The 15,747-nt window shown below is 40.5% G+C and carries 12 protein-coding genes and 1 tRNA gene; 4 read left to right on the top strand and 9 right to left on the bottom strand.

What is annotated here, in order from left to right; all coding sequences use genetic code 11:
- Window positions 1–61: 61 nt before the first annotated feature.
- The 3 genes from K8P02_RS17095 to rpsO form a co-directional block, all read right to left on the bottom strand.
- Window positions 62–1,711, bottom strand: coding sequence for an AMP-binding protein (locus K8P02_RS17095; RefSeq protein WP_025867057.1), 1,650 nt, complete (start codon window positions 1,709–1,711; stop codon window positions 62–64).
- A 104-nt stretch (window positions 1,712–1,815) separates the two neighbouring features.
- On the bottom strand, window positions 1,816–2,391 hold the full coding sequence (locus tag K8P02_RS17090; protein ID WP_002558243.1) for a helix-turn-helix domain-containing protein: 576 nt from the start codon (window positions 2,389–2,391) through the stop codon (window positions 1,816–1,818).
- 437 nt (window positions 2,392–2,828) lie between these two features.
- Complete coding sequence (rpsO, locus tag K8P02_RS17085) at window positions 2,829–3,098, bottom strand: 30S ribosomal protein S15 (protein WP_002558242.1); 270 nt, start codon at window positions 3,096–3,098, stop codon at window positions 2,829–2,831.
- 156 nt (window positions 3,099–3,254) lie between these two features.
- Here rpsO and typA point away from each other — a divergent pair, with 156 nt between their 5' ends.
- Window positions 3,255–5,054, top strand: a complete 1,800-nt coding sequence (typA, locus tag K8P02_RS17080) for a translational GTPase TypA (protein WP_002558241.1) — start codon at window positions 3,255–3,257, stop codon at window positions 5,052–5,054.
- 178 nt (window positions 5,055–5,232) lie between these two features.
- Window positions 5,233–6,705: a chitobiase/beta-hexosaminidase C-terminal domain-containing protein gene (locus K8P02_RS17075; protein ID WP_025867056.1), complete on the top strand. Its 1,473-nt coding sequence runs from the start codon at window positions 5,233–5,235 to the stop codon at window positions 6,703–6,705.
- Window positions 6,706–6,801: 96 nt separating this feature from the next.
- Here the strand turns inward: K8P02_RS17075 and K8P02_RS17070 are convergent, their stop codons facing one another.
- From K8P02_RS17070 to pckA, 3 genes are all read right to left on the bottom strand, one after another.
- On the bottom strand, window positions 6,802–7,812 hold the full coding sequence (locus K8P02_RS17070) for a hypothetical protein (RefSeq protein WP_002558239.1): 1,011 nt from the start codon (window positions 7,810–7,812) through the stop codon (window positions 6,802–6,804).
- A 25-nt stretch (window positions 7,813–7,837) separates the two neighbouring features.
- The gene (locus K8P02_RS17065; RefSeq protein ID WP_025867055.1) at window positions 7,838–8,863 is read right to left on the bottom strand and encodes a hypothetical protein; all 1,026 of its coding nucleotides are present in this window, start codon (window positions 8,861–8,863) and stop codon (window positions 7,838–7,840) included.
- Window positions 8,864–9,071: 208 nt separating this feature from the next.
- Entirely contained in the window at window positions 9,072–10,679 is a 1,608-nt protein-coding gene (gene pckA, locus K8P02_RS17060; RefSeq protein WP_025867054.1) for a phosphoenolpyruvate carboxykinase (ATP), read from the bottom strand.
- 264 nt (window positions 10,680–10,943) lie between these two features.
- Here pckA and upp point away from each other — a divergent pair, with 264 nt between their 5' ends.
- Window positions 10,944–11,597, top strand: a complete 654-nt coding sequence (upp, locus tag K8P02_RS17055; protein ID WP_025867053.1) for a uracil phosphoribosyltransferase — start codon at window positions 10,944–10,946, stop codon at window positions 11,595–11,597.
- A gap of 269 nt (window positions 11,598–11,866) precedes the next feature.
- Here the strand turns inward: upp and K8P02_RS17050 are convergent, their stop codons facing one another.
- Together K8P02_RS17050 and K8P02_RS17045 are read right to left on the bottom strand one after the other, a co-directional pair.
- On the bottom strand, window positions 11,867–12,877 hold the full coding sequence (locus tag K8P02_RS17050) for a 2-oxoacid:ferredoxin oxidoreductase subunit beta (protein ID WP_025867052.1): 1,011 nt from the start codon (window positions 12,875–12,877) through the stop codon (window positions 11,867–11,869).
- A 3-nt stretch (window positions 12,878–12,880) separates the two neighbouring features.
- Complete coding sequence (locus K8P02_RS17045) at window positions 12,881–14,731, bottom strand: 2-oxoacid:acceptor oxidoreductase subunit alpha (protein ID WP_196039924.1); 1,851 nt, start codon at window positions 14,729–14,731, stop codon at window positions 12,881–12,883.
- A gap of 503 nt (window positions 14,732–15,234) precedes the next feature.
- On the opposite strand from K8P02_RS17045, the gene K8P02_RS17040 reads away from it, so the two are divergent.
- Window positions 15,235–15,306: transfer RNA gene (locus tag K8P02_RS17040), tRNA-Arg, on the top strand.
- 232 nt (window positions 15,307–15,538) lie between these two features.
- On the opposite strand, the gene K8P02_RS17035 is transcribed toward K8P02_RS17040, so the two are convergent.
- Window positions 15,539–15,733 (bottom strand): FAD-dependent oxidoreductase, encoded by a 195-nt coding sequence (locus K8P02_RS17035; RefSeq protein ID WP_223382440.1) that lies wholly within the window; start codon window positions 15,731–15,733, stop codon window positions 15,539–15,541.
- Between the last annotated feature and the right edge of the window lie 14 nt (window positions 15,734–15,747).

Here is a 15,747-nt window from a genome sequence, read left to right as displayed (position 1 = left end):
AGGCCAGCCGATAATTAATCAGCTGGTCTTTTCTTTATTTTGAAGTATCTTGTTACAAGAACTATATTATCTCGATTCCCTGTTCTTTACAGAGTTGCAGTCCCAGATCTTTTAATTTGAACTTCTGTATCTTTCCGCTACCTGTCATTGGAAATTCGTCGATAAAGAAGATATATTTGGGTATCTTATAACGGGATATCTTGTTTTTGCAGAAGTCTCTTACATCTGATTCGTGCATCTTTACTCCTTCGCGGAGAATGATAAAGGCTCCTACAGCTTCTCCGTATTTCTTAGAGGGAATTCCTGCCACCTGTACATCTTTTATACCGTCTAGCTTATAGAGGAATTCTTCTATTTCGCGTGGATAGATGTTCTCTCCTCCACGAATAATCATATCTTTAATACGGCCGGTGATGCGGTAATTACCGTCTTCGTCTTTGATACCAAGATCACCCGAGTGCAGGAAGTTATTCTTATCAATTACTTCGGCCGTGGCCTGAGGATTTTTATAATATCCTTTCATTGTGTTATAACCCCGGTTACACATTTCACCTTGTACTCCTACCGGACATTCTTCTCCTGTTTTCGGATCAATTACTTTTACTTCGGTGAATTCAAAATCATGTCCCACTGTATTACAACGAACGTCAAACGAGTCATCAATTCGTGTAGCCGTCATGCCGGGCGCTGCTTCTGTAAGTCCGTATACACTGGTTACCTTCATGTACATTTTCTCTTCCACCTGTTTCATTAGTTCTACCGGACAGAGAGAACCTGCCATAATTCCGGTACGGAGGCTGGACATATCGAACATGTCGAACATCGGGTGATTCAGTTCGGCAATGAACATAGTAGGAACTCCGTAAAGCGCTGTACAGCGTTCTTTATGAACAGATGCCAATACTACCAGTGGATCGAAACGTTCTACCATTACTTGTGTACAGCCATGGGTGAGGCAGTTCATTGTGGCCAGCACCACACCGAAACAGTGGAATAACGGCACACAGCAACATAATTTGTCATCTGCTGTGAATTTCATATGCTCACCGGTAAGGTAACCATTGTTGGCAATATTATAATGGGTAAGCATTACTCCTTTAGGAAATCCGGTGGTTCCTGATGTATACTGCATGTTTACTACATCATGGCAGTCTACCTGGCTTTTCAACTGATTCAGCTTTTCGTCCTCCACATTATTTCCCAGCAACAGAATTTCGGCAGTGTTATACATGCCCCTGTGCTTTTCCTGGCCTACATAAATCACATTTTTCATGTAGGGGAAACGTTCGCTTTTCAGATGTCCCCGTTCACAGGTTTTTAATTCAGGAAGCATGGTATAAGTCATCTGTACGAAGTCGCTGTCTTTCTCTCCATTGACGATACACAGCGTGTGCATATCGGAGTTCTGACAGAGATATTCCAATTCAGATTGCTTGTAATTGGTATTTACGGTTACGTAGACGGCACCTATCTTGGCACAAGCGTATAACAACGTAAGCCAGTCGGGTACATTGGCAGCCCAGATTCCTACGTGTGTGCCTCTTTCTACTCCGATGGCGATAAGACCTTTGGCCATATCGTCTACGCGACGGTCAAGTTGTTTCCATGTGAAACGCAGATTACGGTCGGAGTATACGATGTATTCTTTGTCGGGAGTTTCCTCAGCCCAATGCTCAAGCCATTGGCCGAGAGTTCGGTTGTATAATTGCATGATAAATGGTGATAAGTGTTGAGTGATAAGCGATTAGTGATTAGTGAGAAGAGATAAGTACGATGGATATGCAATACTTATCACTTCTCACTAATCGCTAATCACTAAATGGGTGTATAGATTACGGCCAAAATTTTTGCTGCCTTTCCTTCATAAGCATGTACGTGGTGCGGGACAATGGAGTCATAGTAAATGCTGTCACCTTCTTCCAGCAAATAACTGGCTTTACCATAACTGATTTCCATGATACCTTCCATAACCATGATAAATTCTTCGCCTTCGTGAGAAGAGAGTACAAAGTCATTATCAGCAGTAGGAGCTACATCAATGATGAACGGTTCCATGTGGCGGTCGGCTTTGGACTTAGATAAAGAGTGATACTCCATATGCTTGCGCGAATGAATGGCATTGTTGGAGAAGCTGATGGAATCTTTGGCTTCTTCCTTACGGCATACCACAGGACCTGTTTCGTCCTGATCGTCAAGGAATGTCCCCAAGCGTACCCCCAATACACGTGCTATCTTGATCAGTGGTGCAAGTGACGGAAGGTCGATATTCCCTTCGATGCGTTCTACTTGTTCTACTGCCAGGCCGGAGCGCTGTGCTAATTCTTCTATCGTAATTGATTTATTTTCGCGGAGGGCTTTAATTTTTTCTCCGACAATCTTACTTGTATCCATATTGATAGTATTTATTGTCTATAAGGTTATAATTTAGAACTATTAAGTTGCAAAAATAGCAAATTCTTTATAGCATCGCAATTATAAGTGTAGAAAATGTCAATTTACTGCCTCCTCTTGCGGAGATAAACTTCAATCAATCGTTTGGTTACCGGCATATGCTTTCTGACTCGGTGAAGAGTATTGCACGACATGTACATCTCGTACAGTCCCAGATGTGCATGTCGTACAGTCCCAGATGCACATGTCGTACTGCATGAGATGTACATGTCGTACAATGTTCTGTTACGACTTCTTTAAAGGCTGTCTACGGTATAGCGTACGAAGGGTTTAATGAAAGTTCGGGTAGGACAATAACTGAGGGAGGACTAAAAAAAAGAAGTCGCTTCTTCTTTTCAGAGAAACGACTTCTTTTAATCTTGTTTGTAACAAGCGGATTACTTACGCAATCCAAGAGTTTTGATGATAGCACGATATCTTTCGATATCTTTTGCTTTCAAATAGTCGAGTAAGCGACGACGCTTACCTACCAACATTGTCAAAGCTCTTTCAGTACTATAATCTTTTCTGTTGAGCTTCATATGCTCAGTCAGATGGGAGATACGGTATGAAAACAAAGCTATCTGAGCCTCAGCTGAGCCAGTATCAGAGTTAGACTTTCCGTATTTTCCGAAGATTTCTTGCTTTTTAGCAGCATCTAAATACATAATTCTTAGTTTTTTGTAATATATAAACTTTACTTTTGAGCGTGCAAAGATAGCCATTATCTTTATATCCCACAACGTTTTGCAGGAAAAAAAATCTCTATAGGTCTTTTTTCTAATCCAATTTTCGTACCTTTGCCGGCAAATATTAGGTATTATATGCAAAACATTAGGAACATTGCAATTATTGCCCATGTTGACCATGGGAAAACGACGTTAGTCGATAAGATGCTTTTGGCCGGAAATTTGTTCCGCGACAATCAGACAAACGGTGAACTAATTCTGGATAACAATGACCTGGAACGTGAACGAGGTATAACGATTCTCTCTAAAAACGTTTCTATCACTTATAACGGAACTAAGATTAACATTATTGATACTCCGGGGCACAGTGACTTCGGCGGCGAAGTAGAACGTGTGCTCAATATGGCCGACGGATGTATTCTGTTGGTAGATGCTTTTGAAGGCCCGATGCCTCAAACTCGTTTCGTATTGCAAAAAGCATTGGAGATCGGTTTGAAGCCTATTGTGGTTATTAATAAAGTAGACAAACCCAACTGTCGTCCGGATGAGGTACATGAAATGGTATTTGACCTGATGTTCAGCCTTGATGCTACAGAGGAGCAGCTTGATTTTCCAACTATCTATGGTTCGGCAAAGAATGGATGGATGAGTACCGATTGGCAGAAGCCTACAGATACTATTTTTCCGTTGTTGGATTGTATTATTGAGAATATCCCGGCTCCTACGCAATTGGACGGTACACCTCAGATGTTGATTACTTCATTGGACTATTCTTCTTATACAGGCCGTATCGCCGTAGGACGTGTACATCGTGGCGTGTTGAAGGAGGGTATGAATGTGTCATTGGCAAAAAGAGATGGCAGCTTTGTAAAATCAAAGATTAAAGAGGTGCATGTATTTGAAGGACTGGGTCGTGTGAAAACGACAGAAGTAGAGTCCGGAGATATTTGTGCTTTGGTAGGTATTGATGGTTTTGAGATCGGTGATACGATCTGTGATTATGAAAATCCGGAAGCATTGCCGCCAATCGCTATTGACGAACCTACTATGAGTATGTTGTTTACTATCAACGATTCTCCTTTTTATGGTAAAGACGGTAAGTTTGTAACTTCACGTCATATACATGATCGGTTGACGAAGGAACTCGATAAAAATCTTGCCCTTCGCATTCGTAAGAGTGAAGAGGATGGTAAGTGGGTTGTTTCCGGTCGTGGTGTTCTTCATTTGTCTGTACTTATCGAAACGATGCGCCGTGAAGGATACGAGTTACAGGTAGGACAGCCGCAGGTTATTTATAAAGAGATAGATGGTGTAAAGTGCGAGCCGATAGAAGAGTTGACCGTAAATGTCCCCGAAGAATATTCAAGTAAGATTATCGACATGGTAACCCGCCGTAAGGGTGAGATGACGATGATGGAAAGCAACGGTGAGCGTGTAAATCTTGAATTTGATATGCCGTCACGTGGTATCATCGGTCTTCGTACCAATGTGTTGACTGCTTCTGCCGGTGAAGCTATTATGGCTCATCGCTTCAAAGAATATCAACCGTTCAAGGGTGAGATTGAACGTCGTACCAATGGTTCTATTATCGCCATGGAGGCCGGAACGGCATTTGCTTATGCAATTGACAAGTTACAAGATCGTGGAAAGTTCTTTATTTTCCCACAGGAAGAGGTGTATGCCGGACAGGTGGTAGGTGAACATTCTCACGAAAAAGATCTGGTGGTAAATGTAACTAAATCGAAAAAGCTGACCAATACCCGTGCTTCCGGTACGGATGATAAAGCGAGGCTGATTCCTCCTGTGCAATTCTCACTTGAGGAAGCTCTGGAGTATATCAAGGAAGATGAATATGTTGAAGTTACTCCGAAAGCAATGCGTATGCGTAAAGTTATTTTAGATGAAAATGAACGTAAACGTGCGAATAAAAATTAACGCTTTTGTAATATAGTAAGGAAAAGCCCGGCTGGAGTCATCTTGCCGGGCTTTATTTTGCTTGGAATTGCTCTTGGTATTACAATGCGGTAACATTGTGAAATTTTAAATATTGAGCGCTTGCTTAATTTTAAATATTGTATAACTTTGTGGAATAATAACTTAAAAACATTATGATATGAAAAAACTATTACTTTCGTTATTTATGGTGGTTGCAGCTGTGGTTACAAGTTTTGCAACAGAGACTGTATTTGATTTAACCAAACCGGAATTATTTGGTTATGCAGTACCTGCATCAGGACAAGGTACTAATCTTGCAGATGGTAATTTGACTGCAGGGAATATTGTAATTGCTTCAAAAAAAGTGGCTAATAATGATACTCGCTTTTGGGGAGTTGCTACGGGAGTTGAAGGAATTCGCGGATATGCAACATCTACTTTGACTTTTTCTACTACAAATGGTGAAGTAATTACTGGAATTAGATTTGAAGGTAAGGATATTACTGCTAAATTTCTGACATTTGACAGCGGAGTTTATACGAGCCCTACATGGGAGGGGGTTGCTAGTGAGGTAGTATTGACTTTTGCTGCTACTGGTAAGATTAGTTCTATTACAGTTACAACAGCTTCTGCAACAGGAGTTCAAATACCTAGATTCTCACTTGCTGAAGGTACTTATTATACACCGCAAGAGGTAGCTTTGTCTTGTGGTACGGCTGATGCTGTTATTTATTATACGACTGATAATACTGATCCTACTGCTTCTTCTACCGTTTATGTTGATCCTATTAAAGTTGAAACTACTACAACAATTAAGGCAATAGCGATTAAGGGTGGTGACAAGAGCGATATTGTTTCGGCTGTTTATACAATTTCGGAACCCATTGCTGTTGCTAACATAGGTGAGTTTGTTGGACAATCTAAGGATGCTGTTATTAAGTTTACAAATCCGGTGAATGTTATTTATCAGAATGGTTTGTATTTGTTCGTTCAGGATGCTACTGGAGCAATGCAGGTTTATGGTAATGTTGGCCAAACATATAAGAGTGGTGATGTGATTCCGGCAGGATTTATGGGTACAGTTGGTGAGTATGGCGGTCTTAAACAATTAACTCCTATGGCTGATACTTTTGTAGCAGGTACTTCTGGTGTAGCTATAACGCCGGATGTTGTTGCAACTGATGGAGTGGTTGAAGCTTTGGTTAACAAGTTGATAAAAGTAGCTAATGTTACTATTACTCTTGATGAAGGTAAAACAAAGAACTATACCATTACTGATGCCAAAGGTACTGCAGCAGTTTATGATCGTTTTACAGGTGTTGTAATACCAAAAGATGAAAAGAAATATGATGTTACTGCTATTGTAAACATATATAATGGAACTGTCCAGCTTTTCCCGACGGAAATTATTGAATCCCAAAACGTAGGTATTGCTGGTACAGAAAGTGATAACGCTATTGCAACCGTTTTTGCTGGTGATAAAGCTATCAAGATTGATGCAGCCGAAAGTGCTCAGGTTCTTGTTGTTAATACTGTCGGTCAGGTGGTGGCAAGCAAAACAATTGCTGCTGGTGCTAATACAGTTGAGGTACCTGCTGGTCCTTATCTTGTTAAAGTAAATAATGCTGTAACTAAGGTGATTATTAAGTAACTTTGATTATTAAGATATGAAAAAAGGAAAGCGTATGTACGACAATGAGTCGGTATACGCTTTCCTTTTATTTTTATCAGTTAATATCTTGTGTCATTAATTTCCTCCTTGCCAGGGAAGGTCAGTTGTCGGATCATTTTCCAGTTCACCTTCATCAGCTATTTTTATACTTAGATCGGCGTCTGTACCAAAGTTGTCAATGTCGCTGATAGCAATAACCGATTTATAATTACGTTTAAAAGAACGGTTATATTCCATTATTTTCCCCTGACTGACTCCATCCTTAAAAAGTTCCACTCTGAACATTGCATTTTCTGAAATAATATTACTACTTGTGATTTTTCCGGTTAAAGTTCTGAAAGATATGTAGGTATAATCTGTCTCATTCTTTTCCGGTGTCAGGACCCATTTAGGAGAATCATCCAGTTGAACTTCCAGTTTGTAGTTCTTACGCAAGCCGTTTGCTACGAATTTTACAGCAAAGTAACGTCGGTATAGTTCTAATTCATTATTTGCAGTATGTGTTTCCAGGGAGTCAATAAGTCCATGATATCGTAAAATAGATGGGCGAGAGATATCTTCTTGTGCTTTAGTTCCTATTTTACTGTTATCTGCATCAAAGAGGAATAGCTGTGTACCGTCAGGTTGATCTGCTATAAGAAACTTGTTTTCTACTGTACCATATACTTTCCCGTTACGGTCAAGAGTGAAAGGGCGGGCTAATTTTCCATCTACTTCGAGGGAGTCTGTTGCATTTCTTACCATTGTGCAAGCTACACGATATTTGTAACCGTCTAACAGATTTAATTTCAGGTTACTAATATTGTCAAATATCCCATATGCATAAGGTTTACTTTGGAGACGTCCACTTGTGTCTCTGATCCATTGAGAAACAGTAATACCATAAATGTCTTTTTTCTCATTTGTAGCACGTGAAAGCGGAGTTTCTGTGGTGCTACATTCACCTCCAATATTAAAAGTTACCTCTGAATAGGTTTCCGGTTCAGGAACTTTACTAATTTGTGACAGATCTTTTTCTTCGATGCAAGAACTTAATATTGCCACTGCTAAAGCGCTGATGGTAGCAAGTTTTTTAGAATAATTCATGATGATATATGTTTATTTTATTGTTTTAGATAATTTCCTGGTGTTCAGAATCAGTGGGGTTACCAGCTATTTCTCCTTCGCCCATAGTAAAATGACCTTCTCCTGTGGCCTGATTTATATTGATGAATTTGATAATATTTCGTTTGTTTCGTTTTAACGTGATGAGAGGAGCGTCTTGATAGATGGAGTGCCATTCTTTGTCTTTGGTTGAGTAATATCTCACTAAAATAGAACTTTGATCACTTGCATTGATTCCTCCGTTCCATCTGTCGGCTGTTTTGCTGAGTGCCAATAATCGTTCTTCCGTTTTTATCGTTCCATCTCCACCGGTTCCGAGAATGGTAAAGGGAGATGTTCCTGAAAGAGTTATTTCAATAATATCTCCTTGCGGAATATCTTTCGATTCGAATGTCAGTGTACAGTATGCCCGTAGCAATTCGATGTTCACATTGACATGTGAAGTTGTTGATTGGCTCAGATCGACAATGTTGCTTCCGTAATAACGATGGTTAGAAGGGTAAGAGCATATTTTGCCTTCTGTAACTTCTGTGTTGCCTGAATAAGTTCCCTGATAAAACTGATTATTTTTATCGAATGGAGCCAGAGAGACAATTAATCTATTAGTGACCGGAGCATAAATACTGCCATCTTGCGTCAGAGCAAAAGGACGTCCATATTTTATAACCCCATTGTCGATAATGTGATGAGGAAGTTCATTTTCTCCTAAATAGGTACAGTCAAAACGGTATTTATACCCATCGATGAGGCTGATACTTACTTGGCTTACATCATCGAACAGACCAGAAACGTATGGTTCGTAATTTTTTAATCCCTTACCTTGCCAAAATACATTAATAGTATACAACCCTTTCGGTTGTTCACTGCTACGGCTCATTGGTAATTCGCTTTGTTCAATAGAAGGTGCGATACAGAGAGATACTTGGGTGGTGCTCACCGGATCTGTAGGGTAGTCAGAAGCTTCATCACTGTTGCATGCTACAACGAAGAATGAAATTAGAAAAAAGGCAAAGGCAATGAATGGTGATTTCATTTTACTTTGGAGTTTAATATTGCAAAAGTGAGAGCCAAATTCTTGCTAAAAAAACATGAATAAGAGTCTGATTATTTGTTGTTAAGTTTGTCTTGCACAAAAGTAAGTGTTTTAACTGTAAGAAACAAAAAAAGCGACCCCCTTTTGGGAATCGCTTTTATTATTATAATCAGTATTTGAACTTTCGTTCGAAATGATTTGCTTTATCTTACAATTTCGGACCAGCAGCAACCAATGCTTTACCAGCTTCGTTACCTTCAAACTTAGTGAAGTTTTTGATGAAACGAGCAGACAGGTCTTTTGCTTTTTCTTCCCATTTGCAAGCACATTCGTAAGTGTCACGTGGGTCAAGAATTTTAGGATCAACTCCCGGAAGTTCTGTAGGAACAACAAAATCGAAGAAAGGAATAACCTTAGTAGGAGCTTTGTCGATAGAACCGTCAAGGATAGCATCGATGATACCACGAGTATCTTTGATAGAAATACGTTTGCCAGAACCGTTCCAACCTGTGTTAACCAAGTAAGCCTTAGCGCCAGATTTTTCCATCTTCTTCACCAATTCTTCAGCATATTTTGTTGGGTGCAATGACAAGAAAGCAGCACCGAAACAAGCAGAGAATGTAGGAGTCGGTTCAGTGATACCACGTTCTGTACCTGCCAATTTAGCTGTAAATCCAGACAAGAAGTAATATTTAGTTTGCTCAGCGTTCAGGATAGATACCGGAGGCAATACACCGAATGCGTCAGCTGACAAGAAGATAACTTGTTTTGCAGCCGGACCTTTAGATACCGGTTTAACAATGTTTTCGATGTGATAGATCGGGTAAGAAACACGAGTGTTTTCTGTAACTGACTTATCTGCGAAATCAATTTTACCGTTAGCATCAACAGTAACGTTTTCAAGAAGAGCATCACGTTTGATGGCATTGTAGATGTCCGGTTCGCTGTCTTTATCCAAGTTGATAACCTTAGCGTAGCAACCACCTTCGAAGTTGAATACACCTTCGTCGTCCCATCCGTGTTCGTCGTCACCAATCAACAGACGTTTCGGGTCAGTAGACAAAGTTGTTTTACCTGTACCAGACAGACCGAAGAAGATAGCTGTGCTTTTGCCTTCTTTGTCTGTGTTAGCAGAGCAGTGCATAGAAGCCATACCGTTCAATGGGAGCAAGTAGTTCATGTAAGAGAACATACCTTTCTTCATTTCACCACCGTACCAAGTGTTCAGGATAACCTGAATCTTTTCTGTAAGATTGAATACAACTGCAGTTTCTGAGTTCAGACCCAATTCTTTGTAGTTTTCAACTTTAGCTTTAGAAGCGTTCATGATAACGAAATCAGGTTCACCGAAGTTAGCCAGTTCTTCAGCTGTCGGACGGATGAACATGTTTGTTACGAAATGAGCCTGCCAAGCAACTTCCATGATGAAACGCAGTTTCAAACGAGAGTTAGGGTTGGCACCGCAGAATGCATCAACAACAAACAATCTTTTGTTAGAAAGTTCTTTTGTTGCCAATTCTTTAACGGCTTTCCAGCATTTTTCATCTACTGGTTTGTTATCGTTTTTGTATTCGTCAGAAGTCCACCATACTGTGTTTTCGCTGGTAGCATCTTTAACGAAGAATTTATCTTTAGGAGAACGACCTGTGTATACACCTGTCATTACGTTTACAGCACCCAGTTCTGTTTCCTGGCCTTTTTCAAAACCTTCCAAACCTGGTTTGGTTTCTTCAGCGAACAATACATCGTAAGACGGGTTGTGTAAAATCTCTGTTACACCTGTAATACCGTACTTGCTTAAATCTAAATTTGCCATTTTCTTTTGAATTAATTTAAATTGGTATTTTGTTTTATTATCTCATTCTGGCATTTGAGGGAAAGAATGTTTTTAAACATCTCCTTGTAAATCGGCTACAAAAGTAGTATTTTCTTTGGAAAGAAATAACGTATTAGAGAAATTTTTCCCTAATCGAATCTCTTTTATATATTACTAACAATATCTGCTAACTGAATGTTGCAATTTGAAAGATTATCATTTACTTTGCATCGTATAAATTCTGAATAAATAAAGGCTAATAAAATGAAGATAATTGATTTTAGTGAAACAAATTCTATTCTGAATCAGTATGTATCAGAAATAAGGAATATAGAAGTTCAAAATGACCGTCTGCGTTTTCGTCGTAACATTGAGCGGATAGGTGAGATTATGGCTTATGAAATGAGTAAGACGTTTGCTTATTCTGTAAAGGAGATTCAGACTCCTTTGGGGATTTCACCGGTCAGTACACCGGATAGTCAGTTGGTAATCAGTACTATTCTTCGTGCCGGGTTGCCATTTCACCAGGGCTTTCTGAGCTATTTTGACTATGCAGAAAATGCCTTCGTTTCGGCATATCGTAAGTATAAGGATACATTGAAATTTGATATACATATTGAGTATATTGCTTCACCACGTATCGATGGAAAAACTTTGATAATTACTGATCCGATGCTTGCAACGGGAAGCAGTATGGAGCTTAGTTATCAGGCTATGCTTACTAAAGGGCATCCGGCAGAAATTCATGTAGCTTCTATTATTGCCAGCAGGCAGGCGGTGGAACATATTGCTTCGATATTTCCGGAAGATAAAACGACTATTTGGTGTGCAGCTATTGATCCGGAGATTAACGAGCATTCGTATATTGTTCCGGGATTAGGTGATGCCGGTGATCTGGCTTACGGAGAAAAAGAATAGGAGAGCTGTGAATCATTATTCTTCTCAATATATATGAAACAACTTTCTCAATGCATATGAAACAGTGTTCTCAATGTATTGAGAATTTTTTCTCAAAGCTTTGAGAAAAGACTCTCAAAGGGTTGAAACAGATAGACCCTCTAAAGCCAATAAGAAGTATATAAAGCAGAGGATGTTTATATAGAATGCTGAAGGGGTGATAAGAAAAAAGAGGTCGCACTGTAACCGTCTTAGGTAAGTGCAACCTCTTTTCTGTTTGTATATAGTAATTATTTTACTTCCCAGGTATCGTTGGTCATAAGTAGTTCGTTGAAATTGTGATATTTCTTCTTACCTTTTACTTCCTCGATCTGCTCTACTACGGCATCATTGTAAGTAGGAGCTTCCACATCGCGAATTACACCTAAAGCAATCGGGAACTCGGGACCTTCCATCAGTGCAAGTTTCAGTTGCAGTGTGTTGTCTGCGCAGTGGGCATCGTGTATCAGAATATCTTTCTCTGTGATACCATTTTCTCCCAGCTTTACTACTTTCAATCCGAAACCTTGCTGCATTAACCCAAACTCTTTGTTTTCACCAAAGATCATCGGTTTGCCGTGCTCCAGATAGATTGCATTTTTAGCGCGCCCTTCTTTGGTAGCAACGCTCTCGTGGGTACCGTCGTTGAAGATAACGCAGTTTTGCAGTACTTCTACGACAGAAGCGCCTTTATGGTTGGCTGCTGCTTTCAGTACCTCTACAGAAGCGGCACCATCAACAGCTATACAACGGGCAAAGAAGCGTCCACGTGCTCCAAAACAAAGCTCTGCAGGGTGGAAAGGATCTTCTACTGTTCCGTAAGGAGATGATTTACTGACAAATCCACGTTCCGAAGTCGGAGAATATTGCCCTTTAGTCAGTCCATAAATACGATTGTTTAGCAGAATCATATTCAGGTCTATATTACGACGAACGGCGTGGATAAAATGATTACCACCGATAGCCAGTCCGTCACCATCACCGGATATCTGCCAGATAGTCAAGTCGGGATTAGCAACTTTGGCACCTGTAGCTACGGCAGCAGCACGTCCATGGATGGTGTGGAAGCCGTAGGTGTTTACGTAATAAGGCAGACGGGAGGAGCAGCCGATACCGGAGATTACTGCGATATTGTGCGGAGCAACTCCCAAGTCGGCCATTGCTTTATGCAGAGAGTTCAGGAAAGCATGGTCACCACATCCCGGGCACCAACGGGGCTGACCTGATTTATAATCTTTTGCTGTATATACTGTTTCGCTCATCTCTTATTCCTCCAATAATTTAGTGAATGCATCTACAAGTTCTCTCGTAACGAAAGGTTGCCCCTTCACCTGGTTGAATTGGCTGACATTCAGTCCGGGCACTTTCATTCGCAGGTATCCGGCAAATTGCCCCAGGTTCTGTTCGGCTACTATAATCTTTTTGTATTTCTTCAGTACGTCGGCTGTGTTCTTGGGTAACGGATTGATGTACTGGAAATGAGCAAGGGCTACTTTCTTACCGTTCTTACGCATATGTTCTACAGCCGAATAGAGATGTCCGTATGTTCCGCCCCATCCTACTACCAGTAGGTCAGCATCTGCATCACCTTGTACTTCGAGTTCAGGAATACTATCGGCAATCTTATCTACTTTGGCTTGGCGTAACAACGTCATCTTATGGTGATTCTCAGGTTCAGTAGAGATCACTCCTGTTTCGTTGCTTTTTTCCAGTCCGCCGATACGGTGCATAAATCCTTCTGTTCCCGGAACAGCCCAGTAACGTGTACCGGTCTTCTCGTTGCGTTGGAACGGAGTCCATGTTTCCGCCATGTCCGGAGTGACGTATGGAGGATTAATAGCCGGGTATTCTTCCAGATTAGGTAACTTCCAGGCAGCAGAACCATTGGCGATGAAAGCATCAGTCAGCAATACTACCGGAGTCATGTGTTCCAGGGCTATCTTGGCTGCCATATAAGCAGCATCAAAGCAATTGGTAGGTGAAATAGCGGCAATAACAGGCATCGGGCTTTCGCCATTACGGCCGTAAAGCGCTTGTAACAGGTCGGTTTGTTCCGATTTAGTAGGAAGCCCAGTCGAAGGGCCGCCACGTTGTACATTGACTATTACCAACGGAAGTTCGGCAATGACAGCGAGGTTCATCGCTTCGCTTTTTAAGCATACACCCGGTCCGGAAGTAGTAGTAACAGCGAGGTCGCCTGCAAAAGCAGCTCCTACGGCTGAAGCACATCCGGCAATTTCGTCTTCACACTGTACTGTTTTTACACCCAGTGATTTATGTTTTGAAAGCTCGTGTAGAATGTCTGTAGCCGGAGTAATAGGATAAGAACCCAGGTAGAGTTCCAGTCCTGCTTTCTCAGCAGCGGCAATCAGACCATATGAAGTGGCTTTGTTACCATTAATATCGGTATAGAGTCCTTTTGCTTTCGGACTTTTACTTTCTATTTTATAAGTAGAGGTAGAAGCATGGGTATTGGCGCCGTAATTATAACCGTCGTTCAATACTTTTATATTTGCTGTGGCAATCTCGGGCTTTTTAGCAAACTTCTGGCGGAGCATGTTTTCTGCAGCTTCGAGGTTACGGTTGAAGAGCCAGCAAACCAGTCCCAGTGCAAACATGTTTTTGCAACGGAGTATAGCCTTGTTGTCCAGTCCGGAATCTTTCAGACTCTCTTTACACATAGATGAAATAGGTACTTCAAGTACTTCTTGCTTAACACCTAATTCTTCAAACGGGTTATCTGTTGTGTATTTTGCTTTTTCCAGATCTTTTGCTCCAAAAGAATCGGAATCAGTGATGATCAATCCTTGCGGTTTACAGAACTTAATCTGTGTTTTCAGTGCTGCGGGGTTCATTGCAACCAATACGTTGCAGCGGTCGCCCGGAGTAAATATCTTACTTGCTCCAATATGTACCTGGAAGCCGGATACACCCGTTAATGACCCTTGCGGGGCACGGATATCTGCCGGATAGTCAGGGAATGTACAGATGTCATTTCCTACTGTTGCCGACACGTTCGAGAAGATGTTGCCGGCCAATTGCATACCGTCGCCGGAATCGCCGGAGAAGCGCACTACCACTTGCTCCAATTCTTTAACCATCATTTCGTCTGCCATAATTTTACTTACTATATTTAATTTTAGGATCGACTTTCTTCGTTTTGCATAAATATAACCCCTTTTTAAGTGGTTTGTGTATATTCATTTATTGTGCAGAAGGTTTCGCAAAGGTCGTAAAGTTAAACGACTTAGCAAAATCTTTTTCTGTTTATCTGTAGCCTCCTGTCAAAAGAATTATGTTATGGGGCTATTTTGGTATTTAGAGTAAGCAAAATGCGCTGTTCTGTGTCTTGTTTGTGTTTTAAATGATTGCATATTGTTATTGCTCTTTTATGCTGAAAATGACGAAATGTTGCAGTTTTTATGCAAAATGTAATCTATCTGTTAGTTTTTAGGGTGTATTATCTTGCAATGATGAGAATATTCTTGTTCTTTACTGACTCTATTTTATAGTATATTTTATGACTGGCTTATTATTGTTCGGGCACTCTATAAATCTGTATGTTCTGTCTTGTTAAATCAAGAGAATACGTTATCTTTGCAACCGAAATCTAAAAGGAGGTCCTGTAGTTCAACGGATAGAATAGAAGTTTCCTAAACTTTAGATAGGGGTTCGATTCCCCTCGGGACTACTTTCAGAATATGTAATCTATTGTGTGCAGATAGATAGGTTACAGCTTTTCTTTTAAAATATTCCTTCATTGCACCTCTGATTGTTTCCCAGCCCTTGTCTGGCAACTCCTTTTTTATAAATGTCTTTAGATCATCCAGATACATTCTATATATACAAGGGGATTTACTTGATACTTCTTACATAGTGAGGTATCTGTACCACTACTTCTCCTATTATATCTGTGGTACGTATCATCCGTATCGTTCCAAAGCTACATGGGTAACGCTAATGTTGTGTCCTGCCATAAATAAGTTGCAGACGTTTTGGGAATACAAGCGACGATATGGAAACTGATACAGATGAATCAGCATATGCTTAGTTACAGCTTTAAACTTATTACCGGGAAAATATTCGCTGTTTTGTGGATCCTTCCGGTGTAAATCGATACCCCGAGTTGGTA

Origin of the sequence: Bacteroides nordii (genome assembly GCF_019930665.1) — a bacterium.
GTDB classification, from domain to species: domain Bacteria; phylum Bacteroidota; class Bacteroidia; order Bacteroidales; family Bacteroidaceae; genus Bacteroides; species Bacteroides nordii.
Note: the sequence above shows the minus strand (reverse complement) of the source record. Positions and strands in the feature narration are given on the sequence as shown.